The sequence below is a fragment of the Ensifer meliloti genome, assembly GCF_030064585.1.
GTDB classification, from domain to species: domain Bacteria; phylum Pseudomonadota; class Alphaproteobacteria; order Rhizobiales; family Rhizobiaceae; genus Sinorhizobium; species Sinorhizobium meliloti.
On the sequence record NZ_CP120365.1, the window covers coordinates 1722608 to 1745889 of the forward strand.

General features: G+C 63.3%; 18 protein-coding genes. 7 read left to right on the forward strand and 11 right to left on the reverse strand.

Annotation, left to right across the window (positions count from 1 at the left end; translation table 11 throughout):
- Positions 1–59: 59 nt before the first annotated feature.
- Complete coding sequence (locus PZL22_RS15475; protein ID WP_003531053.1) at positions 60–1601, reverse strand: sigma-54-dependent transcriptional regulator; 1542 nt, start codon at positions 1599–1601, stop codon at positions 60–62.
- Between the two features lie 199 nt (positions 1602–1800).
- Here PZL22_RS15475 and PZL22_RS15480 point away from each other — a divergent pair, with 199 nt between their 5' ends.
- Genes PZL22_RS15480 through PZL22_RS15490 form a run of 3 tightly spaced genes read left to right on the forward strand, consistent with a single transcriptional unit; the run spans position 1801 to position 5518 of the window.
- Positions 1801–3684, forward strand: coding sequence for a M3 family oligoendopeptidase (locus PZL22_RS15480; protein WP_003531055.1), 1884 nt, complete (start codon positions 1801–1803; stop codon positions 3682–3684).
- Between the two features lie 53 nt (positions 3685–3737).
- The gene (locus tag PZL22_RS15485) at positions 3738–4895 is read left to right on the forward strand and encodes an aminodeoxychorismate synthase component I (protein ID WP_003531057.1); all 1158 of its coding nucleotides are present in this window, start codon (positions 3738–3740) and stop codon (positions 4893–4895) included.
- The gene (locus PZL22_RS15490; protein WP_003531062.1) at positions 4892–5518 is read left to right on the forward strand and encodes an aminotransferase class IV family protein; all 627 of its coding nucleotides are present in this window, start codon (positions 4892–4894) and stop codon (positions 5516–5518) included. The genes PZL22_RS15485 and PZL22_RS15490 overlap by 4 nt, the downstream gene beginning before the upstream one ends.
- Here PZL22_RS15490 and PZL22_RS15495 read toward each other — a convergent pair.
- The gene (locus PZL22_RS15495; protein ID WP_003531064.1) at positions 5483–6433 is read right to left on the reverse strand and encodes a sensor domain-containing diguanylate cyclase; all 951 of its coding nucleotides are present in this window, start codon (positions 6431–6433) and stop codon (positions 5483–5485) included. The genes PZL22_RS15490 and PZL22_RS15495 overlap by 36 nt on opposite strands.
- Before the next feature lie 375 nt (positions 6434–6808).
- Here PZL22_RS15495 and PZL22_RS15500 point away from each other — a divergent pair, with 375 nt between their 5' ends.
- From PZL22_RS15500 to hemH, 4 genes are all read left to right on the forward strand, one after another.
- A complete protein-coding gene (locus PZL22_RS15500) occupies positions 6809–8260 on the forward strand; it encodes a homospermidine synthase (protein ID WP_010970200.1) in 1452 nt (483 codons plus the stop codon).
- Between the two features lie 310 nt (positions 8261–8570).
- Positions 8571–8939 carry an outer membrane lipoprotein Omp10 gene (gene omp10 / locus PZL22_RS15505; protein WP_003531074.1) on the forward strand — a complete coding sequence of 123 codons (369 nt, stop codon included), beginning with the start codon at positions 8571–8573 and terminating at the stop codon, positions 8937–8939.
- Between the two features lie 305 nt (positions 8940–9244).
- Positions 9245–11131 (forward strand): 5'-nucleotidase C-terminal domain-containing protein, encoded by a 1887-nt coding sequence (locus tag PZL22_RS15510; protein ID WP_127516333.1) that lies wholly within the window; start codon positions 9245–9247, stop codon positions 11129–11131.
- Between the two features lie 128 nt (positions 11132–11259).
- Positions 11260–12279, forward strand: a complete 1020-nt coding sequence (hemH, locus tag PZL22_RS15515; protein ID WP_003531079.1) for a ferrochelatase — start codon at positions 11260–11262, stop codon at positions 12277–12279.
- A 99-nt stretch (positions 12280–12378) separates the two neighbouring features.
- Here hemH and PZL22_RS15520 read toward each other — a convergent pair whose 3' ends face one another.
- The 9 genes from PZL22_RS15520 to PZL22_RS15560 form a co-directional block, all read right to left on the reverse strand.
- Complete coding sequence (locus tag PZL22_RS15520) at positions 12379–13395, reverse strand: 2-dehydropantoate 2-reductase N-terminal domain-containing protein (protein WP_003531081.1); 1017 nt, start codon at positions 13393–13395, stop codon at positions 12379–12381.
- Positions 13396–13415: 20 nt separating this feature from the next.
- Entirely contained in the window at positions 13416–15464 is a 2049-nt protein-coding gene (locus PZL22_RS15525) for a bifunctional aldolase/short-chain dehydrogenase (protein WP_003531083.1), read from the reverse strand.
- A 79-nt stretch (positions 15465–15543) separates the two neighbouring features.
- The gene (locus PZL22_RS15530; RefSeq protein WP_003531095.1) at positions 15544–16608 is read right to left on the reverse strand and encodes an ABC transporter ATP-binding protein; all 1065 of its coding nucleotides are present in this window, start codon (positions 16606–16608) and stop codon (positions 15544–15546) included.
- Positions 16609–16665: 57 nt separating this feature from the next.
- Positions 16666–17391: an SDR family oxidoreductase gene (locus PZL22_RS15535; protein WP_003531097.1), complete on the reverse strand. Its 726-nt coding sequence runs from the start codon at positions 17389–17391 to the stop codon at positions 16666–16668.
- A 72-nt stretch (positions 17392–17463) separates the two neighbouring features.
- A complete protein-coding gene (locus PZL22_RS15540) occupies positions 17464–18960 on the reverse strand; it encodes an ABC transporter substrate-binding protein (RefSeq protein WP_003531099.1) in 1497 nt (498 codons plus the stop codon).
- A gap of 70 nt (positions 18961–19030) precedes the next feature.
- Complete coding sequence (locus PZL22_RS15545) at positions 19031–19912, reverse strand: carbohydrate ABC transporter permease (protein ID WP_003531102.1); 882 nt, start codon at positions 19910–19912, stop codon at positions 19031–19033.
- A 1-nt stretch (position 19913) separates the two neighbouring features.
- Positions 19914–20801 carry a carbohydrate ABC transporter permease gene (locus tag PZL22_RS15550; RefSeq protein ID WP_003531104.1) on the reverse strand — a complete coding sequence of 296 codons (888 nt, stop codon included), beginning with the start codon at positions 20799–20801 and terminating at the stop codon, positions 19914–19916.
- 135 nt (positions 20802–20936) lie between these two features.
- Complete coding sequence (glpD, locus tag PZL22_RS15555) at positions 20937–22472, reverse strand: glycerol-3-phosphate dehydrogenase (RefSeq protein WP_003531106.1); 1536 nt, start codon at positions 22470–22472, stop codon at positions 20937–20939.
- Complete coding sequence (locus PZL22_RS15560; protein ID WP_003531108.1) at positions 22469–23281, reverse strand: HAD-IIB family hydrolase; 813 nt, start codon at positions 23279–23281, stop codon at positions 22469–22471. The genes glpD and PZL22_RS15560 overlap by 4 nt, the downstream gene beginning before the upstream one ends.
- Between the last annotated feature and the right edge of the window lies 1 nt (position 23282).

Below are 23282 nucleotides of genomic sequence, written 5' to 3' on the forward strand. Positions count from 1 at the left end.
ACAAGGTCTAAACGGCGGTGAACGATTTGCACGGCAAATGAGGTGTGAATGCGTCGATTTTATGCCGCTTCACGCAGGGGATTGTCGGGATCGATGCCGTAATCCTTGAGTTTGCGATAGAGAGTCGAGCGCCCGATTCCCAATTTGCGCGCCACTTGGCTCATCTGGCCGCGGTAGAATTTCAGGGCAAACCGAATCAGTTCCTCCTCGACCTCGGCGAGCTTCCTGACCTCGCCGCCCTCGCTGAGGCTGGCGATGGCGTTCTCCAGACGGCCTTCCGGGGTCTGCTCGGAATGCGCCGGTTGTTCCCGCGCGCCGGCATCGGCCTGGGCGGCGGCGAGCTGACCGGAGGCGGGACGACGTTCCGGGCCGGCTTCCCCCCAGGAGAGACCGGAGCGGTCGGCAACGATGTAGCCCGGTATCTGGGTGGCGACCTGCGGAAAATCCCTGACCGTGAGTTCGTGGCCGTCAGCAAGCACGACGGCGCGGAAGATCGCGTTTTCGAGCTGGCGGATATTGCCCGGCCAGTCATAGGACGTCAGCAGCGCCATGGCACCGCTCGATACCGTCAGCCGCTGATCGAGTCTCTGCTCGGCGGAGAAGCGCTCGACGAAGGCGCGTACCAGAACGGGGATATCCTCCTTGCGCCGGCGCAGCGCCGGAATGGTGATCGGGAAGACGTTCAGCCGATAGTAGAGATCTTCGCGGAACCGGCCCTCGCGAACCTCGGTGATAAGGTCCTTATTTGTGGCCGAGATGAGGCGCACATTCACCTTCTGCGGCTGACGCGCCCCGATCGTCTCGATCTCGCCCTGCTGGACGGCGCGCAGCAGCTTGACCTGTACGTCGAGCGGAAGATCGCCGATTTCGTCGAGAAAGAGGGTGCCGCCGTCGGCATCGACGAACTTGCCGCTGTGCTTTTCGCTCGCGCCCGTAAACGCTCCCTTCTCATGGCCGAAGAGAATGCTCTCGACGAGATTGTGGGGGATCGCGCCGCAATTGACGGTGACGAAAGGCTTCGCCGCCCGGTCGCTCGCCGCCTGGATGGCGCGGGCCACCATTTCCTTGCCGACGCCCGACTCGCCCTCGAGCACGATCGGTATGTTCGACTGAGCAGCGCGGCGCGCGAGATCGATGACGCGGATCATCGCCGGGCTCGCCGAGACGATATCGTCGAAACCGACGGCCCCGCCACGCGGACGCCGCGCGGTTTTGACCTTGCCGTCACGACTCGCCATCTTCAGCGCGTTGCCCAAGGCGATCGACAGCCGCTCCGGCGAAACCGGCTTGACGAGGAAATCGAAGGCGCCGGCCTGCATCGCCTGGACCACCGTCTCGATGCCGCCCTGCCCTGTCTGGACGATGACCGGGATGTCAATGCCACGCTCGGCGAGCGCCTCGAGAAGGCCGTGCCCGTTCATTTCCGGCATCAGAAGATCGAGCAGGATGACGTTGATGATGCCGCCTTTGCGCTGCAGGAGTTCGAGCCCGCTGCGCCCGTTGTCGGCGAGATGCGCGACATGGCCCAGCCGCTCGATCATGTTCGTCAGCAGCCGCCGCTGCACCGGATCGTCGTCGATGACAAGAATATGGGATGTCACGAAAGCCTCCTGCTTGGGACACGCGGGGTACTTTTGGCCAGCATCATGTGCCAAATCATACCGGCCATTCGTCCCACAAACGGCTGAACATCCTGTTTTGAGAAATGCTTGCATTTTATCCATCGCGGGCGGTAGCAATGGGCGCCATGCCGTTGCCTCGCTTCAGGGTTAAGGCCTGTTCAAAACGAGAGAACCGACGATGAATTTTGCCTCGCCACGTCTCGCCGCCTCCGGGCAATCCCTCCTGCGCGCCACGCTGGTCAACTCCGGGGCCGATCAGGCTACCGCGGCGCCGGCCGAGCTCGGCGAGCTGCCGTCCTGGCGGCTCACGGACCTCTACCTCTCACCCTCTTCCGAGGAATTCCGCTCGGACCTCGCGAAGGCGGAAGCCGACGCGATCGCCTTCGAAGCGAAGTGGAAGGGCAAGCTGAAGGAGGCTGCCGGCCGAACCGGTGATCAGGGCATCGGCGCGGCCGTGAAGGAATTCGAGGCGCTGGACGACCTCATGGGCCGCATCGCCTCCTTTGCCGGACTTACCTATTTTTCCGATACGTCCAATCCGGCGAACGGAAAGCTCTACGGCGACGTCCAGTCGAAGCTTACCGACATATCGGCGCATCTCCTGTTCTTCTCGCTGGAACTCAACCGCATCGACGACAAGGTGATCGACGACGCCCTCACGACCGACAGCCTTGCCGCCCACTATCGGCCCTGGATTCTGGACCTGCGCAAGGACAAGCCCTATCAGCTCGACGACAGGCTGGAGCAGCTTTTCCTCGAAAAGTCGATGACGGGCGCAAACGCCTTCAACCGGCTCTTCGACGAGACGATCGCATCGCTGACCTTTTCGGTGGACGGCAAGGAGCAGCCGCTGGAAGTGACGCTCAACCTTCTGCAGGACCCTTCGGTCGAGGTGCGCAAGAAGGCCGCGCTCGCGCTTGCGGAGACCTTCAAGGCGAATATCCGCACCTTTACCCTCGTCACCAATACGCTTGCAAAGGACAAGGAAATCTCCGACCGCTGGCGCGGTTTCGAGGATATCGCCGACAGCCGCCATCTCGCCAACCGGGTGGAGCGTGAGGTCGTGGATGCTCTGGCCGCATCGGTAAAGGCCGCCTACCCCCGGCTCTCGCACCGCTACTATGCGATGAAGGCCAAGTGGCTCGGCATGGAGCAGATGGATTTCTGGGACCGGAACGCGCCTCTGCCGGAAACGCCGAACGCGCTTATTCCCTGGAACGAAGCGAGGGACACGGTCCTTTCCGCCTATCACGCCTTCGCCCCGGAAATGGCGGCGATCGCGCGGCGCTTCTTCGACGATGGCTGGATCGACGCGCCGGTGCGACCCGGCAAGGCGCCGGGCGCTTTCGCGCATCCGACCGTCCCTTCCGTGCACCCCTATGTTCTGGTCAACTACATGGGCAAGCCGCGCGACGTGATGACGCTCGCTCACGAACTCGGGCACGGCGTCCATCAGGTCCTTGCGGGCGCGCAGGGCGCGCTGATGGCCTCGACGCCGCTGACGCTTGCGGAAACCGCATCCGTGTTCGGCGAGATGCTCACCTTCCGCGCGCTCCTCGACCGGACGAAGGACAAGCGCGAGCGCAAGGCGATGCTTGCGCAGAAGGTCGAGGACATGATCAACACGGTCGTCCGGCAGATCGCCTTCTACGATTTCGAGCGCAAGGTGCATACGGCTCGCAAGGAAGGCGAACTGACGGCCGAGGACCTGGGGCGGATATGGCTGTCGGTGCAGAGCGAAAGCCTCGGCCCGGCGATCCGGCTTTCTGAGAGCTACGAGACCTACTGGGCCTATATCCCCCACTTCATCCATTCGCCCTTCTACGTCTATGCCTATGCCTTCGGCGATTGCCTGGTGAACTCCCTCTATGCCGTCTATCAGAACGCCGAGCGCGGCTTCCAGGAGAAGTATTTCGAGATGCTGAAGGCGGGCGGCACGAAGCATCATTCCGAACTTCTGGCGCCCTTCGGGCTCGACGCCACCGATCCGTCGTTCTGGGCACAGGGCCTGTCGATGATTGAAGGGCTCATCGACGAACTGGAGGCGCTTGATAAGGCGTGACCCGCTCGGGCCTTGGTGGCCCCGTCGGACCGAATTGACAGCGACCGACCTCGATGATCGAACACGCGCCCTATGTCCTCTTCCGGGACGACAGCGAGAACCGCACGACGGTTTTCGCCGAGCCTTTACGCGTCATCACGGCACGGACGAGGGCTGAGTTCCACCGCGGTCTTGGCGAAATCGACGCGGCCCATCGTGCCGGCAAATGGATCGCGGGCTTCATGGCCTACGAAGCGGGCCATCTTTTCGAGAAGAAACTGGCCTCCTTCGCGCCGGAGAACCGGGAAACACCGCTGATGTCCTTCGGCGTCTTCGACGCGCCGGCGGAGGACCATCCGCTTGCGGTGCCGCAGCGGCGCACCGAAAACGAACCCTTCCTCCTGGAGCCTCGCGCCGGCTGGGATTTTCCTGCTTATCGCCAGCGCTTCGAAAAGCTGCACCGGCACCTGCGCCAGGGCGATTGCTACCAGGCGAACCTGACCATGCCGATCCACGCGCGCTGGTCCGGCGATCCGCTCGCCGCCTTCTGGTCGCTGATCGAGCGTCAGCCGGTCAAATACGGCGCACTCGTCGCCCTCGACGGTCCGGTCCTGCTGTCGCGCTCGCCCGAGCTTTTCTTCCGGGTCGACGCCGACGGCTGGATAGAGACGCATCCGATGAAGGGCACGGCGCGGCGCGGCTCGAGCCCTGATGAGGATGACGCGATCATCGCGGCGATGCGCGCCGACGAGAAGACGCAAGCCGAAAACCGCATGATCGTCGACCTTCTGCGCAACGACATCTCCCGCGTCACCGAAGTCGGCACACTCGACGTGCCGAAGCTCTTCGACATCGAGACCTATCCGACGGTCCACCAGATGGTCAGCCACGTCAGGGCGAAGCTTCTGCCCGATATCGGCATCGCCGACATATTCGCTGCGCTCTTTCCCTGCGGCTCCGTTACCGGCGCGCCGAAGATGCGGGCGATGGAAATACTGCACGATCTGGAGTCCGGGCAGCGTGACGCCTATTGCGGCGCGATCGGCTACATCGCCCCGAACCGCACGATGCGCTTCAATGTCGCGATCCGCACCATATCCCTCTTTGCCGGGGGCCGGGCTGTGTTCAATGTCGGCGGCGGCATCGTCTTCGATTCCAAGGCCGAGGCAGAGTACGAGGAATGCCTGTTGAAGGCCCGCTTTGCCGTCGGCGATGCCGAGATCGCCCGATGACCGGTTTTTCCCTGATCGAGACGCTGCGCTACGAACCGGAGCATGGCTTCACGAGGCTGCGGCTGCATCTGGCGCGGCTGACGCGCTCCGCCAGGCGTCTCGGCTTTACGGGTGCGGCCGCAGCCGAGTCGGCGCTGGGGCGAGCCGTTTCGGGCGCGCGGGCGCCGCTGCGCGTGCGCCTCACGCTCGACCGCGACGGCAGCATCGACGTGACGACGGCACCATTCGTGCCGCTTGCCGAAGGCGCGGCGTGGCGGGTGCGGATCGCCTCGACGCGGCTCGACTCTCACGACCGGCTGCTCCGGATGAAGACCACGCGTCGGAGCCGCTACGAGGCGGCACGCAGCGAATTTTCCGCGGCGGAGGCCGACGAGGTGATCCTGCTCAACGAAAAGGGGGAAGTCTGCGAGGGCACGATAACTTCGGTCTTTCTCGATGACGGCAGCGGTTATTTGAAGACGCCGCCGATCGCCTGCGGCCTTCTCGCCGGTGTTCTGCGCACGGAGCTCATCTGCCAGCGGCGGGCACGGGTCGAGCGGTTGGCTCCCGCCGACCTCGCAAGCGGCCGTCTTTACATCGGCAATTCCCTAAGGGGTCTGATCCGGGCTGAACTCACGGTCTGATCCGGGCAGCGTATGACGCTTGACGCGATCGCGCCCTTCACGCTTGGCGATGTAAAGCGCCTCGTCCGCGCGTGAATAGATGTCGCCGACGCTGTCGCCCTCGCGATACTCAGCAAGCCCCACCGAACAGGTGTAGAAGAACTCCGGTATGTTCGAGAGCGGCCTGGCGTTGCGGATCTTGTCCAGCAGCCTGTCGAGGATGAGATTCGCTTCGCCCACGGTGGTGTCCGGCAGGATCAGCATGAATTCCTCGCCCCCGATACGACCGAAGCAATCGGAGCGCCGGACGAACTCCTGCATCTGGCGGGCGAAGTCGAGCAGCACTTCGTCGCCCCGGTGATGGCCGTAGCGATCGTTGATCGCCTTGAAATAGTCGATGTCGATGATCGCCACGCATCCCCACATGTGCGGGTTCTCGGCGCAGTTGCGGATGAACTCATTGAGTCTCTCCATCGTATAACGCCGGTTGGGCACGCTGGTGAGTTCGTCCACCTGCGAGGCACGCAGGGCGAAATCGCGGTCCTGGCGAAGCTTGCGCTCCCCTGCGCGTACGTCCGTAATGTCAACGGCGATGCAGAGCATCCAGCCTTTCTGGTCCACGGTCTCCGTCATCCAAAGCCAGCGGCCGTCGTGGAGATCGGTCTCGACGGTGCGGAACGGCACCTTGCCGCGCCTGTGGACCGTAGCGGCGATCCAGGCCTCGAGGTCGTCGGTCTTGAGGACGGTGCCCCTGCCCGCGGCATGGTTGCGACGCATGATCTCCGCCCAGGTCGGCGCCTCGTCTTCCCCAACGTGATAGGCGGACCGAAAGGCTTCATTGGCGTAGCGCAGTCGATCATGCGGATCATAGAGCGCGATCAACACCGGTGTTGCGGCTTGCAGGCCCATCAGGGCCTTGAGGTGATCACCAGTCACGGTCGGGCTGCTCCAGGAAAATATCAATCAGCACGCGAAACTATAGCACGAGGTGCTTGTGGCAAACTGCCCGGATCGTGGTTTTCTGATCGAATCGACCTGAAATCATGACCATATCGGTCCGTCATCGCGACCCTGTCGAAGACAGCCGGTTAAGCAAAGTCTCAAGTGCCGGGTTGACGGGCCGGCTCTTTATTGTGACAGGAAACTGTGCTCTACAGCGCCGCGCATCTATCCAGACGTGCAAAGCCGCTGCAGCGCTTCTTGTTGCCTGCGTGAATCTGCCCGACCATGCAGGCCCCGCCAGGAATTCGAGGCTCGCTTTGCGCGCATGCAAGCATCGCACAGGGACGTTTTCTCAGGAGAAAGACAAAAATGGCAGACACCACCTACCCGGTTTACGGTGAGATCACCGGCCCGATCGTGATGATCGGCTTCGGTTCGATCGGTCACGGCACCCTGCCGCTGATCGAGCGCCACTTCAAATACGACAAGAACCGGTTGATCGTGGTGGAGCCCCGTGAGGATGCCAAGGACACGGAGATCTTCGTGCGCCACGGCGTGCGTCACGTGCGCGCGGCCGTCACCAGGGACAACTACAAGGAACTGCTGAAGCCGCTTTTGACCGAAGGCGGCGGCCAGGGCTTCTGCGTCAATCTCTCGGTCGACACCTCTTCGCTCGACATCATCAAACTCTGCCGCAAGCTCGACGTGCTCTACGTCGACACGGTCATCGAGCCCTGGCTCGGCTTCTACTTCGACGCGGAAATGGACAATGCCGCGCGCACGAACTACGCGCTGCGCGAAACCGTTCGCCGCGAAAAGGAAAAGAACCCGGGCGGCACGACCGCCGTTTCGACCTGCGGCGCCAATCCCGGCATGGTTTCCTGGTTCGTCAAGAAGGCCCTCCTCAACCTCGCCGACGATCTCGGACTGAAATACGAGGAACCGCACCAGGACGACCGTGAAGGCTGGGCGAAGCTGATGAAGAAAGCGGGCGTCAAGGGCGTCCACATCGCCGAGCGCGATACCCAGCGCGCGAAGCACCCGAAGCCGCTCAATGTATTCTGGAACACCTGGTCGGTCGAAGGCTTCATTTCCGAAGGGTTGCAGCCGGCCGAACTCGGCTGGGGCACCCACGAGAACTGGATGCCGAAGAACGCCAAGAAGCACAAGAAGGGCTGCAAGGCGGCGATCTACCTGGAGCAGCCCGGTGCCAACACCCGCGTGCGCAGCTGGTGCCCGACGCCCGGCCCGCAATACGGCTTCCTCGTCACTCACAACGAATCGATCTCGATCGCCGACTTCTTCACCGTCCGCGACAAGGACGGCGAGGTCTCCTACCGCCCGACCTGCCACTACGCCTATCATCCGGCCAACGATGCCGTTCTCTCGCTGCACGAGATGTTCGGCAACGGCGGCAAGGCGCAGCCGGAACTGCACGTCCTGGACGAGCATGAGCTCGTAGACGGGGTCGACGAGCTCGGCGTGCTGCTCTACGGCCATGCCAAGAATGCCTACTGGTACGGCTCGCGTCTCTCGCTGGAAGAAACCCGCCGCATCGCGCCCTACCAGAACGCCACCGGCCTGCAGGTCACGAGCGCCGTTCTTGCCGGCATGGTCTGGGCTCTTGAAAACCCGAAGGCCGGCATCGTCGAAGCCGACGAGATGGACTACAAGCGCTGCCTGGAAGTGCAGATGCCTTATCTCGGCCCCGTCGAGGGGCACTACACCGACTGGACACCGCTCGATGGGCGCCCGGGCCTTTTCCCGGAAGACATCGACACGAAGGACCCCTGGCAGTTCAGGAACATTCTCGTCCGCTGAGGTTCACGCGACGAAGCACGACCTGTCGGCCCGGAGCAGTCCTGCTCCGGGCCTTTTCTTTTGCGAATGTCGAGCGCGCCGCGCGCATGCCCGCTCTTGCTTTCAACTCATGATCGCGGCATGTTTCGCGCACTGCAGCACCCGCGTGTCTCAAAAGACGCACAACGGTCGCTGCGGTGCTTTGAAACGCCGCACAATTGCACCCGGATCGGTTCCGATCCGCGCAATTATGCGGTAGAGCGGGGACAGGAAAGCATGAAGCGGTTTTGCGTTCGCATCCCGCTCAACTCGTGACGCGGGAGAAACGCCGATGAAGCCATTCGCCATCCTCACCCTCCTGGCAACTGCCGCCGCGCTGGCATCCTGTCAGTCCCAGCCTCGGGAACTCCGGCCAATGTCTTCGGCGCCGCAGGCGACGGGTGTCGAGGGTTCCTGGGTCGATCCGAACGGCATCGTCTCCACTTTCGCAGGCGGCACCTTCTCGACGCGCACGACCGACACGAACCAGCTTCTCGCCTCCGGCAACTATGTAAACGTCAGCCCGACGCTGGTGGAAATCAACATGACGTCGCTGGTGCGCAACACCCAGTCCAAGGTCAACTGTGCGCTGGCAACGCCGGCGCAGCTGAACTGTACGACGGACTCCGGCGCACAGTTCTCGCTGGCGCGCCGCGGCTGAGGCCTCCGGCCCCACGAGCAAGGCCCCTAGATCACGATGTTTTCAGGTCGGGTCGGCCTAAAAACATGAACGTGATCGATTCCTAGAAGTTGAGACGCGGGATGCGGGCGGAAAACCGCGCACACTTTTCCTCATCCCGCTCTCCAGCGGGGCCTTTTTTCTCTTCGAGTGGGCTTAACCTTATCTGAAATCCGGCAAAGAAGGCATGCGTTTGCGGCTTGAAGTCGATCTCGACTGGTGAAAACATCCGCTACAGCGCGGCGCGTCTTACCTGGAACTCGGCCGACAGCACACAGGAGCAGACCATGATCAGACACATGCGGACGGGCCTCTTTGCCGCTTCCCTTCTCGCGCTCTCGTCGGGCGCAGCTTTTGCCGATTATGAATTGAACATCCTGCACATCAACGACCTTCATTCGCGCATCGAATCGATCAACAAATTCGATTCGACTTGCTCGGCCGAGGAAGAGGGCAAGAACGAGTGCTTCGGAGGCGTCGCCCGCCTCAAGACGCTGATAGACCAGAAGCGCCAGGAACTGACGGGCAAGAACGTGCTTCTGCTCAACGCCGGCGACAACTTCCAGGGTTCGCTCTTCTTCACCACCTATAAGGGCGCCACCGAAGCGGAATTCCTCAACCTGATGAAGTTCGACGCGATGACCGTCGGCAACCACGAGTTCGACGAAGCCGAAGACGGCCTTGCCAGCTTCCTCGACAAGGTCGCTTTCCCGGTCGTCACCGCCAATGTGCTGCCGAGCCACAAGTCGAAGATCGGCGACCGGATCAAGCCGTCGATCGTGCTCGATGTCGGCGGGCAGAAGATCGGCATCGTCGGCGCAGTGGCCAACGACACGCCGGAGCTCTCGTCGGTCGGGCCGGACATCCTCATCGGCGAGGACGTGGCAACCATCACCAGCGCGATCGAAGAGGTCAAAAAGCAGGGCGTCAACAAGATCATCGCGCTCACCCATGTCGGCTACCCGCGCGACCTCGCGGCGATCGCCAAGATCCCGGACGTCGACGTGGTGGTCGGCGGCCACTCCCACAGCCTGCTTTCCAACACCGACGAAAAGGCCGAAGGCCCCTACCCGACGATGGTCGACAATCCCGGCGGCTACAAGGTGCCGGTGGTACAGGCCGGCTCCTACAGTAAATATCTCGGCGATCTCGTGGTGACGTTCGACGACAGCGGCGTGGTCAAGGCCGCCAAGGGCGACCCGATCCTCGTCGATTCCTCCGTAAAGCCGGACGAGGCCGTGGTCGCGCGCGTCAAGGAACTCGCCAAGCCCATCGAAGAGTTGCGGTCGAAAGTGATTGCCAAAACCGAGGCGCCGATCGACGGATCGCGCGAGACCTGCCGCGCCAAGGAGTGCGAGATGGGCAGCCTCGTGGCCGACGCGATGCTCGATCGCGTCAAGGGCCAGGGGGTGACGGTCGCCATCACCAACGGCGGCGGCTTGCGCGCTTCGATCGACGGCGGCGACGTGACGATGGGCGAAGTCATCACCGTCCTGCCCTTCCAGAACACGCTTTCCACCTTCCAGCTGAAGGGCTCCGACATCCGCGCAGCCCTGGAGAACGGGCTCAGCCAGGTCGAAGAAGGCGGCGGGCGCTTCCCGCAGGTCGCGGGCCTCAAATATTCCTTCGATCGTTCGAAGCCCGCCGGCAGCCGCCTCGTCAGCGTCGAGGTCAAGGAGGGCGACGCCTTCGCAGCACTCGATCCGGAAAAGACCTATTCGCTGGTCAGCAACAACTTCATGCGCAGCGGCGGCGATGGGTACGCGGTCTTCAAGGACAAGGGCGAGAACGCCTATGACTACGGCCCGGGCCTCGAAACCGTGCTTGCGGACTATCTTGCGGCGCATCAGCCGTTCAATCCCTACATCGACGGCCGCATAGCAGAAGTGGCTGTCGCGCCGGAAGCGCCGCCGAGCGCTGCACCGGAGCCGGAAGCCGCCGCAAAGCCGGCCGAAGGCGGAACGGCCGCCCCAGCCCCGGAGCCTTCGGCCGAGGCAGCGGCCGCAGCCGAAGGTCCGCGCAAGCACGTCATCGTCCGGGGCGACACGCTGTGGGACCTCGCCCAGTCCTTCTACGGCAGCGGCACCGAATGGAAGCGGATATCGTCGGCCAATGGCGATCCGGCGCCGCGGGCGCTCGAAATCGGCCGCGAGCTGGAGATCCCGGCCGAGTAAGACAATTTGCCTCGACATTTGCGACCGGCGCGGGCTTTCCCGCGCCGGTATTTCTTTTTAGAAGGATTTGAAACTGCCGCACAGCCACGCAGAAGCGCGGCCGCCTCACGAGAACCGGGATGACAGCCATGGATGCGAACACCGAACACCCCGCCGTCGGCTACGGGAAGCTGGGCGTGCTCCTGGTAAATCTCGGCACGCCGGACGGCACCGACGTGACCTCCATGCGCCGCTATCTCAGGGAGTTCCTGAGCGACAGGCGCGTGATCGAATGGTCGCGTCTCTTCTGGTATCCGATCCTCTACGGCATCGTGCTCAACACCCGGCCGCGCAAGGTCGGCAAGGCCTACGAGCTCATCTGGAACAAGGACCTGAACGAAAGCTGGCTCAGGACCTACACGCGCAACCAGGCGGCACTGATGGCCGAGGCCTTTGGCGGCCAGCCGCAGGTCGTCGTCGACTGGGCCATGCGCTATGGCCAGCCCTCGATCGCGTCGCGCATCGAGGCGCTGCAGAAGGCCGGATGCGAGCGGATTCTCGTTTTCCCGCTCTATCCGCAATATGCCGCAGCCACCACCGCCACCGTCAACGACAAGGCCTTCGAGGCCCTGCTCAAGATGCGCTGGCAGCCGGCGCTCAGAACCGTGCCGCCCTATCACGACGACCCGGTCTATATCGATGCCCTGGCCACCTCGATAAACAAGCATCTCGCGACTCTCGATTGGGAGCCGGAACTCGTGCTCGCCTCCTTCCACGGCATCCCGAAGAGTTATTTCGAAAAAGGCGACCCCTATTATTGCCAATGCCAGAAGACTGCGCGGCTGCTCCGCGAAAAACTCGGCTGGCCGCAGGACAGACTTCAAGTCACCTTCCAGTCGCGCTTCGGCCCGGAAGAGTGGCTGCAGCCCTATACGGACGCCACCGTGGAAAGACTGGCCAAGGAAGGCGTGAAGCGGATCGCCGTCATCAATCCGGGCTTCGTTTCCGACTGTCTGGAGACGCTCGAAGAGATCGCCGGCCAGGCCGCCGAGAGCTTCCACCATAACGGCGGCGAGAAATTCGCCCATATACCTTGCCTGAACGACAGTCCCGAAGGCATGGCCGTGCTCAACCATGTGGTGCGCCGCGAGCTTGAGGGCTGGCTGTAGCCCAAAGCGTTTCAGAGTCTCATTGAAACGCTGAAACGCTCCAGCCGTCCGAGGTGATGCACGTGCGCACGGAACCGTTAACACTTTCCGGCGAGTGCTCTAAATCCTTTGGAAGTCGAAGGAGAATGCACCGCCGTCCAGTACGGCCGTCGTGATGGCAGTTGCGAGAGGCAGGAGGGTGGCGGCATTGTCGATTTGCCGGAGCAGTGAGCCGACGATCCGTGCGGTGTCGATACCCTCGACCGTTTCGCCGCCGAGCTCGCCCGCCATAACCTCAGAAACGGTGTGGCCAAGGCCGAGGCCGTGACCCAGCCGGCTATTGCGCCCGCCGCCGACCGTCACATGCAGATCGCCGATCCCGGCGAGGTCGAAGGCGGAAGCACGGCTGCCGCCAATCCGTTCGCAGAGCAGCGCCATTTCCTGCGCTGCCTGGTTGAAGGCTGCCGCCGTCGGGTTCCTCGACTGGCAATCGGCGCGCAGCCTGTCCGGATATCGCGTTTGCATGGCGCTCACGCCGATCGCGAAGAAGTTCTTGAGCGCCGCGCAGGCCTCGACGCCGGTTACATCCTCGCTGAGCGCAAGACGGTAAAAGGGCGCCCGCATCAGGCCCGCGGCAAAGGCAGCCGCCGCCCGGTCGCGGCTGGCATAGATGCTGGATGTCGGGCAGCGGTTGGCAAGCTCGCGCGCGATGCAGGGGCCGCCGATGCCGATGAAGCTTTCCATATTGGCGATCTGTGGCGGCAGCGTCTCGGCATAGGTGACGATCCGTTCGCCCTCGCGGTCGAGGCCCTTCGTGACGAAGGCGACCGCCTTTTTCGAGCGCAGCAGGCCATTCAGCCGGTTAACCGCCCAGGCGATGCCCGGGCTGCTGACGCCGACGACGACAAGATCGGCCGCCTCGGCATGTTCCGCACCGAGCTCCTCGTCAGCGAGGATCGTCACCTTTTCGGAAAGCGGTGCGTCGAGCTTCGGATGGGTTCCGCCCGCTTTCATCCGGGCAACCGGCACTGCATCGAGCGGCGTGCCGGCCAGCAGCACCTTATGGCCATTGTCGCTTGCCGGCACGGCCAAGGCAGTGCCCATCACGCCAGCTCCGAGAATGAGGATCATTGCCATCTTCGTCCTCCTCCGTTCCCTCAGCGCATCATCGCGGCGACATTGCCGCCGTCGACGGTGACGACCGCTCCGGTTGAGGTGCGAGCCTTGGCCAGATGCACGAAGGCCGCTGCCACATCGGCGCCGGTCACTTCGCGGCGGAGCATGTTGCCGCGCATATAGTCCTCCGGTGTCAGGCCGCGCGCCTTCGAGCGTTCCTCGACCATTTTGTCGGTCATCAGGCCGGTCCGGATACGGTCTGCATTGACGGCGTTGGAGGTTATGCCGGAACCGCCGTGCTCGATCGCATACTGCCGCATCAGGGCCATCAGCGCCGCCTTGGAGGTCCCATAGGGGCCGAAGTCGGCCCCAGGATTCACCGCCTGTTTGGAGACGTTGAAGACCAGCGCGCCGCCCGTCTTCTGCTGTTCCATGACGCGCACTACCGCGCGCGCTACATAATGATGGCTCCAGAAATTGAGATCGAAGGCCCTTCGGAAGGTCGCCTCCTCGACGCCGAGCAGCTTGCCCTGAAAGGCGGCACCCGCATTCGAGATCAGGATATCGACGCCACCATAGTGCTGCGCGACCTTGCTGACCGCCGCGTCGACAGCTTCCGGGCTGGTCACGTCGCAGAGGACAGGCAGCGCGTCCAGCTTTTTTGCCGCCGCATTCAACGCGTCCTCGGAAATGTCGAACAGTGCCAGTTCGGCACCCTCCGCCTTCAGGGCCTCGGCCACGGCAAGGCCGAGCCCGCTTGCGGCGCCGGTGACGATCGCCACCTGCCGCGTCAAAGGCTTTTCCTGCACCTTTGACAGCTTCACCTGCTCGAGCGACCAGTATTCGATATCGAAAAGATCGGCCTCCGAGAGCGCCTCGAAAGCCTCGATGCCTTCCGCCTTGGTGATGACATCGACGGTCGCCTCCGCCACGTCGGCTCCGACCAGTGCGTTCTTTCGCGCCGCGCCGGCGGCGAAGAGGCCGATGCCGGCGACATAGAACACGCGCGGCTTCGGGTCGAGCATGTGCTTGCCGCCGCCGACGCGGGCATTGTTGCGCTCGAAATACGCCTTGTAGTCGGCCTCATAGGCGGCGACCGCCTCCCTTGCCTTCTCCGCCCATTCGCCGAGCCTGTTCTTCTCGGGCGCGGGCAGAGCCACGCCGAAGCGCTTGATATGGATCACGTGTTCCGGCGTCGCATTGCCGCGGCGCACCAGGCTCTCGATATTTTCGGCGTTGCAGAAGTCGAGTATCTTCTCGCTCGTACGGTGTTCCAGGACGAAGCGCCGCGGGGCGCCTTCGATACCGGTGTCGATCGCCAGCGAGCCGCGCAGAATCGGCGCGATATCCGCGGCGGAGGCAAGGGCTCCGGGAACGGCGATGCCCTTGAAGGGCTTCAGCCTGCCTCGGGACAGGTGCCGCTCGGCCTTGTCGATTTTGGCTATCATGTCCTCATAGGCCTCACGCGGGTCATCCGACCAGGTGAAGATGCCGTGCTTCAACAGGATCATGCCGTCGCCCTTCGGATTTGCCTTGAAGGCGGCGTCACAAGCCTTTGCCAGATCGAAGCCCGGCATCACATAGGGAACGATGATCGATTCGGGAAAGAGCTCACGGATGAGATCTTCGCCATGCGGCTGATTCGTGAGCGAGACGATCGCGTTCGCATGGGTATGGTCGATGTGCCGGAAGGGCAGGATTGCATGCAGAATGGCCTCGACCGACGGATTGGGCGCGCCGGGATCGACAAGCAGGCGGCGTTGAAGCATCACCATGTCGTCGTCGGAGAGCGTCTCGAAATCGATCATGGCCTGCAGAGGCTGCAAGCGTACGGCCGGCAGACCCTGCGGCTCGATCGTCCCCATATCCCATCCGCTGCCTTTGACGCAGAGCACGCTCACCTCGGTGCCATCCATTTCTTTGAACGTGGTCTTGACCGAGGTGTTTCCGCCGCCGTGCAGCACCAGTTCCGGATCTGAGCCGAGCAGCCGGGTCGTATAGGTGCGGATGGCGAGGTCGCGATTGACGCCCTTGGCAACATAGGCCTCGATGATTGAGGTGAACTCGGAGTCCGACCAGCGCGATTTCATGGCAGTTCCTTTCCTTGCCGGCACCGCGCGCAGCGGCCGGCTCCAGTCGATCAGTAGCGTGAAGTCCGGTCCGCAGCAGTCAGATGCGGATCTCGGTTTCGGCATCGAAAACGTGCACCTTGGAAGGTGGGATCGCGAAGCGGATCTCGGCGCCTTCCGAGAAACGCGCAGCCTTGTCGACGACGGCGACAAAACTTCCCTCTGGGCCCTCGCAGAAGAGCTGCGCGTCGTGGCCGAGCCGCTCGGTGAGGATCGCCTTGGCTACAAGCGGACCATCGGCATCGACAACCACGTCTGTCGGGCGCAGGCCCAGCACGACCTTCTGGCCCGGCTTTAGAGCGGAAGACTCCTCGACCGTCACGCGACCGGTCGCCGTATCGACGGCAGGAGCGCCATTGCCGACGACCACGGTTCCGGGGAGAAAGTTGATGGAAGAGGATCCGATGAAATCGGCGACATATTTGCTGGCCGGCCGGTCGTAGACGTCGTCGGGCGAGCCGATCTGCTCGATCTTGCCGGCGCGCATGACGACGATCTTGTCGGCCATGGTCATGGCCTCGATCTGGTCATGCGTCACGTAGATGGTGGTGGTCTTCAGCCGGTTGTGCAGCTGGCGGATCTCCGTTCGCATATGGGCGCGCAGCTTGGCATCGAGATTCGAAAGCGGCTCGTCGAACAGGAACACCTCCGCCTCGCGCACCATGGCACGGCCCATGGCGACGCGTTGCCGCTGGCCGCCGGAGAGCTCCTTCGGGTAGCGGTCGAGATAGGCGGTGAGATTGAGGGTCGCAGCCGTCCATTCCACCCGCTTCTTTATGTCCGCGGCCGGAATCTTCGCCACTTCCAGGCTGAAGGCGATGTTGTCATAGACCTTCATCGTCGGATAGAGCGCGTAGTTCTGGAAGACCATCGCGATCGAACGGTCACGCGGATGCACGTCGTTGACGCGCTTGCCGCCGATCATGAGGTCGCCTTCGCTGACGGATTCGAGGCCGGCCGTCATTCTGAGCAAGGTCGTCTTGCCGCAGCCCGATGGTCCGAGCAGGACCACGAATTCGTGGTCCTCGATCCGGAAGGAGATGTCGCGCATGATCGTGACGGCGCCGAAGGACTTGCCAATTCGTTGATATTCCACGGTCGCCATCGGTCGTACTCCATTATCCGTTTGTCCGCCCCTGTCGCGGGCGATGTCTTTGCTGCGTCAGTATTTCTGGCGGGTCGGCGTGATGACGATTTCCTGGACGATCGCGCGTTGCGGCAGCTGATAGGCGTCGAGGATGAGGTCCGCGACCACGTCAGCCGAAATGCCGCCGCCGATCGCCGCCTTGTTCGCCTTGTAATTGGCAAGGGTCGTTTCGTCCTTCACGTGATCCAGCACCTCCGTATCGATGATGCCGGGGGAGACGACGATGACGCGCACATCGTGCGGCGCCAGATACTCCCGCAAACTTTCCGAGACCGCGTGGACGAAGAACTTCGTGCCGCAATAGACCGTATGGTCCGGATAAACCTTGCGTCCGGCAATCGAGCTCATCATCACCAGCGTTCCATGCTTCCGCGAGATCATGCCTGTGAGCACCGCATGCACGCTGTTCATCACGCCCTTGGTGTTGATGTCGATCATTTCGTCCCATTCCTCGGGCGCCTGGCGGGCGATGTCGCCGAGCCGCGCAATGCCGGCATTGGCAAACATCATGTCGACCGGGCCGAATGTCGCCTCGGCTTCGCCGACTGCGCCGGCAAGTGCAGCACGGTCGCGCACGTCGGCCTTCTTCAGCACGGCGTTCGGCAGGCCGAGCGCCTCGAGCCGGTCGAGTCGGCGGGCGATCAGCAGAAGCGGATGGCCGGCCTTGGAGAAGGCCCGCGCAACGGCCTCGCCTATACCGGAGCTGGCGCCCGTAATCGCGATCAGCGGTTTTTCAGACATCGTGTTCCCCTGTCTTTCGTCTTATCCCGGCCGGAAAGGGCGCCGACGCAGCGGCGCCCCCGCCCATATTCGTCAACCTTTCAGCACGGTTTCGACCTGAGAGGCGATGTCGTCCATCGCTTCCTTGGAGGAACCGTAGCTGCCTGCGAAATACTTGCCGAGGCCGACGGGGATCGTGTCGCTCGACAGCTGCGCCCATTCCGGCAGATCCGGTTCCGAGCCCATGTACTTGTCGATCGTCTCGCGAACGACCGACAGGTGGCGAGTCGTGCCCGCGCCGACGCGGGCATTGGCCTTGACGCGTGGGTCGTCATAGACCGAGGCGCGGGTGGGGCCGGTGCCGCCGCCGAGCGTGGTGATGAGGGCCTGCGTATCGGCGCAGGTCGCCCATTGCATGAATATCCACGCCGCGTCCGGGCTCTTCGAATATCTGGACACCGCCAGCGAGGAGCCGCCCTGGTGGCCGACGCCTGGGATTTCGCCATAGCCGCATTCTTCGGGCTTCCTGAGCGCGACCGGCTGCGGCGGGACGACCGCCTCGCAGAGGCCGGAAACTTTGGTCTGGCTCGCATCGTCGAAATAGGGGAAGAACTCGCCCCAGGAGAGCATCGAGGCGGCAACGCCTTGAGCAATCGCCTGGCCCTGGCCGTCCCAGGTCCACTGGTCCACGCCCGGCGGCATGGCTTCCTTGAGCCTGGTATAATAGTCGAGCGCGGCGATGCCCCGCTCATCATTGCCGACGAACTTCTTGTCGGCGTTGAAGATCGAGCCGCCATTCCCCCAGAGCATGGAGGTCCATTCGCATTCCAGCGCATAATGGCCGGACTTCATCTGGCCGGCATAGCCGTAGAGGTTAGGCCCCATTTCCTTGGTGATGGCGGCGGAATTGTTCAGCAGATCCTCGAACGTTGCCGGCGCCTTGAGCCCGAGTTTCTCGTAGATATCCTTGCGGTAGATCATGATGAAGATGGGGATATCATAGGGCACGCCGACCCAGCGGTCCCCGTATTTGGCGATGCCGTCGACGAGCGCCGGCATGAAGTCGTCGATATTGTAGTTCGGCATGGCGAGGTCGGGCTTCTCCTGAAGCTGCTCGCGCGGATCGAATACGTCTTCGCTGAAGGATGCCGACCAGCTCTGGTCGATGTAGTAGAGGTCGTAGCTACCGAGCGAGGAGGCGACATCCAGCGTGAGCTTCTGTAGAACCTGCTCGAGCGGCAGAACCTCGATCTCGACCCTGATGCCGGTCGCTTCTTCGAAGTATTTCTTCAGTTGCGAGTTGATGGCATTCGACGGCGGCGTCGATTCCGTCGCGAGCTTCAGCGTCGTTCCCGCAAAGGGCTTGGCCACCTCCTTGAGCCAGGAGAGCACTTCGGCGGACGGCTGGAGTTGTTCCTGGGCAAGCGCCCTCGTCACCCCGAAGGGCCGGCTGCCGAAGCCCATTCCGAGCGCAGTCGCGCCGAGGCCGAGCGTGCCGGCCGTGCGCAGGAAGCTGCGGCGGTCCATCTGGCCGCGGACGAAGCGGTCGGTCACGGATGCGAGATAAAACTTTCTGTCTTTCTCTTTCATGTCTCTCCTCCTCTATCGGGTGCCGGAAGTGGCTCCGATATCTCCTGTTGTCGGCGCGCGCGCCGCATTCTCACTGCTTCAGCGAACCCATCGTCAGACCACGCACCAGGTGGCGCTGAACGAGCAGGATCACGATGAAGGCGGGCACGATCGCCGCCGCGCCGAGGGCCGCCATATTGCCCCAGGCGGTTCCGATCGATGTCACGAAGGTCGACGACACGACCGGCACGGTCTTCAGGCCCGTCTGCGTCAAGGTCAGGACGAAGAGGAACTCCGTCCACGAGAAGATGAAGCAGAGCACGGCGGTGGCGGCGATGCCGCCCTTGGCCATCGGCAGCACGATGCGGCGGAAGATCGTCCAGCGCGACGCGCCGTCGAGCAGCGCGCTCTCGTCGATTTCCGCGGGGATGTCGTCGAAGAAGCTCTTCAGGAGCAACACCGCCAGCGGCAGGTTCATCAGACCATGAACCAGAATGACGCCCGTATAGGTGTCGAGCAGGTTGAACTGCTTGAAGATGAAGAACATCGGGATCGCCACCGCAACGGGCGGCATCATGCGGGTCGACAGCACCCAGTTGACGAATTCGTGGCGGCCGCGGAAGTGCATGCGCGACAGCGCATAAGAAGCAAGCGTCGCGACCACGATCGCCAGCACCGTCGAGAAGGATGCCACGACGATAGAGTCCCAGAGGCGGGGGCCCATGTAGAAGTTGCCCCCGCCCGGGGTCACGGTTTCCTGGCTGCCGAAACCGAAGCCCAGCGAGATGCCGAAGACCTGTTCGAAATTCCTTACGGTCGGCTGAAAGCCGAAGAAGATCGGCGGCCAGTTGAAAATGTCCTTGGCGTCACGGAACGCGACCGAGGTCCAGAAATAGATCGGGAAAAAGAAAGCCCCGACGACGAGCCAGCCGGCAATGGTGCGCAGCGTGCGGGTGAAAGCGCTCTGATGCATGTTACCACCTCACCTTTGCAACGCGGATGAATATGTTGGCCATGACCATGACGATGATCAGGCTCGTCAGGCTCAGCGTTGCGCCGTAGCCCCATTTCAGGAAGGAGAAGGTCTGCTGCCACGCATAGAGGCTGACCGTATACGTCGCGGTGCCGGGGCCGCCCGAAGTCATGACGAAGACGTAGTCGAAGACGCGGAAGAGATCGATGCCGCGCAGGAGCACCGCCACGGCGATGACGCGCGACATCATCGGCAGCGTCAGCCGGCGGAACATCTGCAAGGACGATGCTCCGTCGATCATCGCCGCCTCATACGGTTCAGCCGGCAGCGATCGCAGCCCGGCCAGGAAGATCAGCACCATGAACGGCGTCCATTGCCAGACCTCCGCGATCAGCACGCCGATCAGCGCCAGCGAGGACGTGGCAAGCATCGGCGTCGCTTTGTCGAGCAGGCCGACGAGGCCGAGGAGATAGGAGAGCGCACCGAACTGCGAATCCTCCATCAGGAGAAACATCATGCCGGCGATAGCCGGCGGGATGACCAGCGTCATCGAAAGCACCGCGCGCAGCATCCCGAAACCGGGCAGTTCCGCGTCGAGCAGAAGCGCGATCGCCATGCCGAGGGTGATCTCGATGATCAGGGCCACGGCGAAATAGAGGAAGGTGACGCCAAGCGCGCCCCAGAAGCGGCTGTCGTTCCAAAGCTGAATCCAGTTGTCCACGCCGACGAACTTGAGGCCGCGGCTCTTCGGTACGAACTCGTGGAAGCTGAGCCATATATTGTAGAAGAACGGATAGATGGTGAAGACGACGAGCAGCGCGATCAGCGGCAGGAGCCATGGCCACGGCGAATCCGAGATCGCGATGCGCTTCACCTGTGCAATGGACATTGCCTTCTCCTCCCACGGACATCACGGGCGGCGGTCTCCCGCCCCTTGCCCGTCCCCTCCGACCATTCCGCGACGGCATGGATAAAACCGTCGTCTCCTCCTTCGGACCCCCGCCCTTTTCAGGAAGCGGCAGGCCTATCCGGCTGCGCGCGAAGTCGCACCGGCGCCGCGCCGCTCCCGCATGTATCGGTCCAGCGCCTCGATCTCCTCGCTTGTCATCCGCAATCCGGACTTCGTGCGCCGCCAGACGGCATCGGCAGCCGTCAGCGCAAATTCGCGTTCCATAAGGAAGGTGATTTCCGCCTCGGTCATCGAGCCGCCGAAATCGCGGCCGAGATCGAGGCGATCCTGCGCCTTGCCGAGAATGTCCCGCGCCTCCAGCCCGTAATGGCGTACGAGCCGGCGCGCCTCCCGCTCGGTGAGGTAGGGATGCTCATCGAGAATGGCTCTTGCGAGATCATCGGCCGTTCCGGCCGGAAAGGCGCCGCCGGGCAGCGGCTGCGTCGCCGTCCAGCCTCGCTGCCTGCTCCAATCCGGAAAGACTGTGGCGAGCTTGTCCAGAACGTCACCCGCAAGGCAGCGATAGGTGGTGATCTTGCCGCCGAATACGGAAAGCATCGGCGCCTGCGCCCCCGGCCGGTCCAGTTGCAGCACATAGTCGCGCGTCGTCTCCTGCGCGTTGGCGGCGCCGTCGTCGAAAAGGGCGCGCACGCCGGAATAGGTCCAGACGACATCGGCTGTCGAAAGCTCCGTGCGGAAATAGGACGATGCTGCGGCAAGCAGATAGTCGACTTCCTCCGCCGAGGCTGCGACCGCCTCGGGAGCGCCCTTGTAATCACGGTCCGTCGTGCCGATGAGGGTGAAGTCCTCTTCATAGGGAATGGCGAAGAAGATGCGGCCGTCCGGATTCTGGAAGATGTAGCAGCGATCGTGCTCATAGAGTTTTCTGACGACGATATGGCTGCCCTGCACGAGACGAACGCAGCCTCGCGCCCCGATGCCGGCGACATCGGACACCACCTTGTCGGCCCAAGGGCCTGCGGCATTGACCAGTGCGCGGGCCGTGGCCTCGCTCTTGCGACCGGTTTCGGCGTCTTCGAGCGTCAGCCGCCAGAGAGCGCCGTCGCGGCGTGCGGCGACGCAACGGGTGCGTACCCTGATATCAGCCCCTCTCATCGCCGCATCGCGCGCATTGAGCACGACAAGCCGGTTGTCCTGCACCCAGCAATCGGAATATTCGAAGCCGATCGCCGAAATGTCGCGCAGCGCCTCGCCCGCCGGATGGGTCCTCAGCCGCAGCGTCTTCGTCCCCGGCAGGAGCTTGCGCCCCCCGAGATGATCGTAGAGAAACAGGCCGAGCCGCAGCAGCCAGGCGGGACGCAGGCCCTTGCGGTGCGGCAACACGAAGCGCAGCGGCCAAATAATGTGCGGCGCAATCGCCCAGAGCCGTTCACGTTCTTCCAGAGCGTGGCGAACCAGCCGAAATTCGTGGTGTTCGAGATAGCGCAGGCCGCCATGAATGAGCTTGGTCGAGGCCGAGGAGGTGGCCGAGCCGAGATCGGATTGTTTGGCCAGCAGTACCTTCAGGCCTCGACCGGCCGCGTCGCGGGCTACGCCTGCGCCATTGATGCCGCCGCCGACAATGGCGATGTCGTACACCGCGCTCCTCATGCTGCACTCCTTCCCGACCGGGCGTCGAGAATGCGGTTCGCAACTTCGACGAAGCCATGGCCGCCCTCGCGCTCGGCCACATAAGCCGGCTCCGCATCGATGCGGCCCTGGAAGGCCAGCACGTTCGCAACGCCGCAGGCATTGGGAAAGAAGCCGAACATCGGCGCGTCGTTCGGGCTGTCGCCGACGAAGACGATCCTGTCGCGCTCGGCGTCGATGTCGACGCCGAGGATGTCGTCGGCAAACCGGCGCGTCATGGTCAACTTGTCATAGGCTCCATACCAGCCATTGACATGGATGGAGGAGACCTTGGCGACGGCGCCTTCCTCTTCGAAGATGCGCTTGATTCGGTCGACGTCCGAGACCGGAAGCGTTGGCACATCCTCGCAAAAATCGATTGCGAGGTCGGCCTCGCGATAGAGCTGGTCCGCGGAGACTGCCGCCCCCTGCACCTCGGCGAGGATGCGGGCGCGCACCCGGGCGAGCTTCTCCCGGTCGGCGGCGCGCTGGGCATCGGCGATGGCGAAGCTGCGGCGCATGCGGCGTCTCGTTCGGTCATAGGCGAAATAGAAGGCGCCGTTTTCGCCGACGACGCCCGCGACCGGCCACATGCGGGCGATCATGTCGCACCATCCTGCCGGCCGGCCGGTAATAGGAGCTACCGCCACCCCTGCTTCCGTCAGGCGCTCGACCGCGTCATAGGCTGCGGCCGGCAGCAGCCCCTCGTTGGTCAGCGTATCGTCGATGTCGGCGAAGAGCACCGTGATCCGGGCGGCGACATCGATCGGCATCTCGGTAACCGCGCGCATC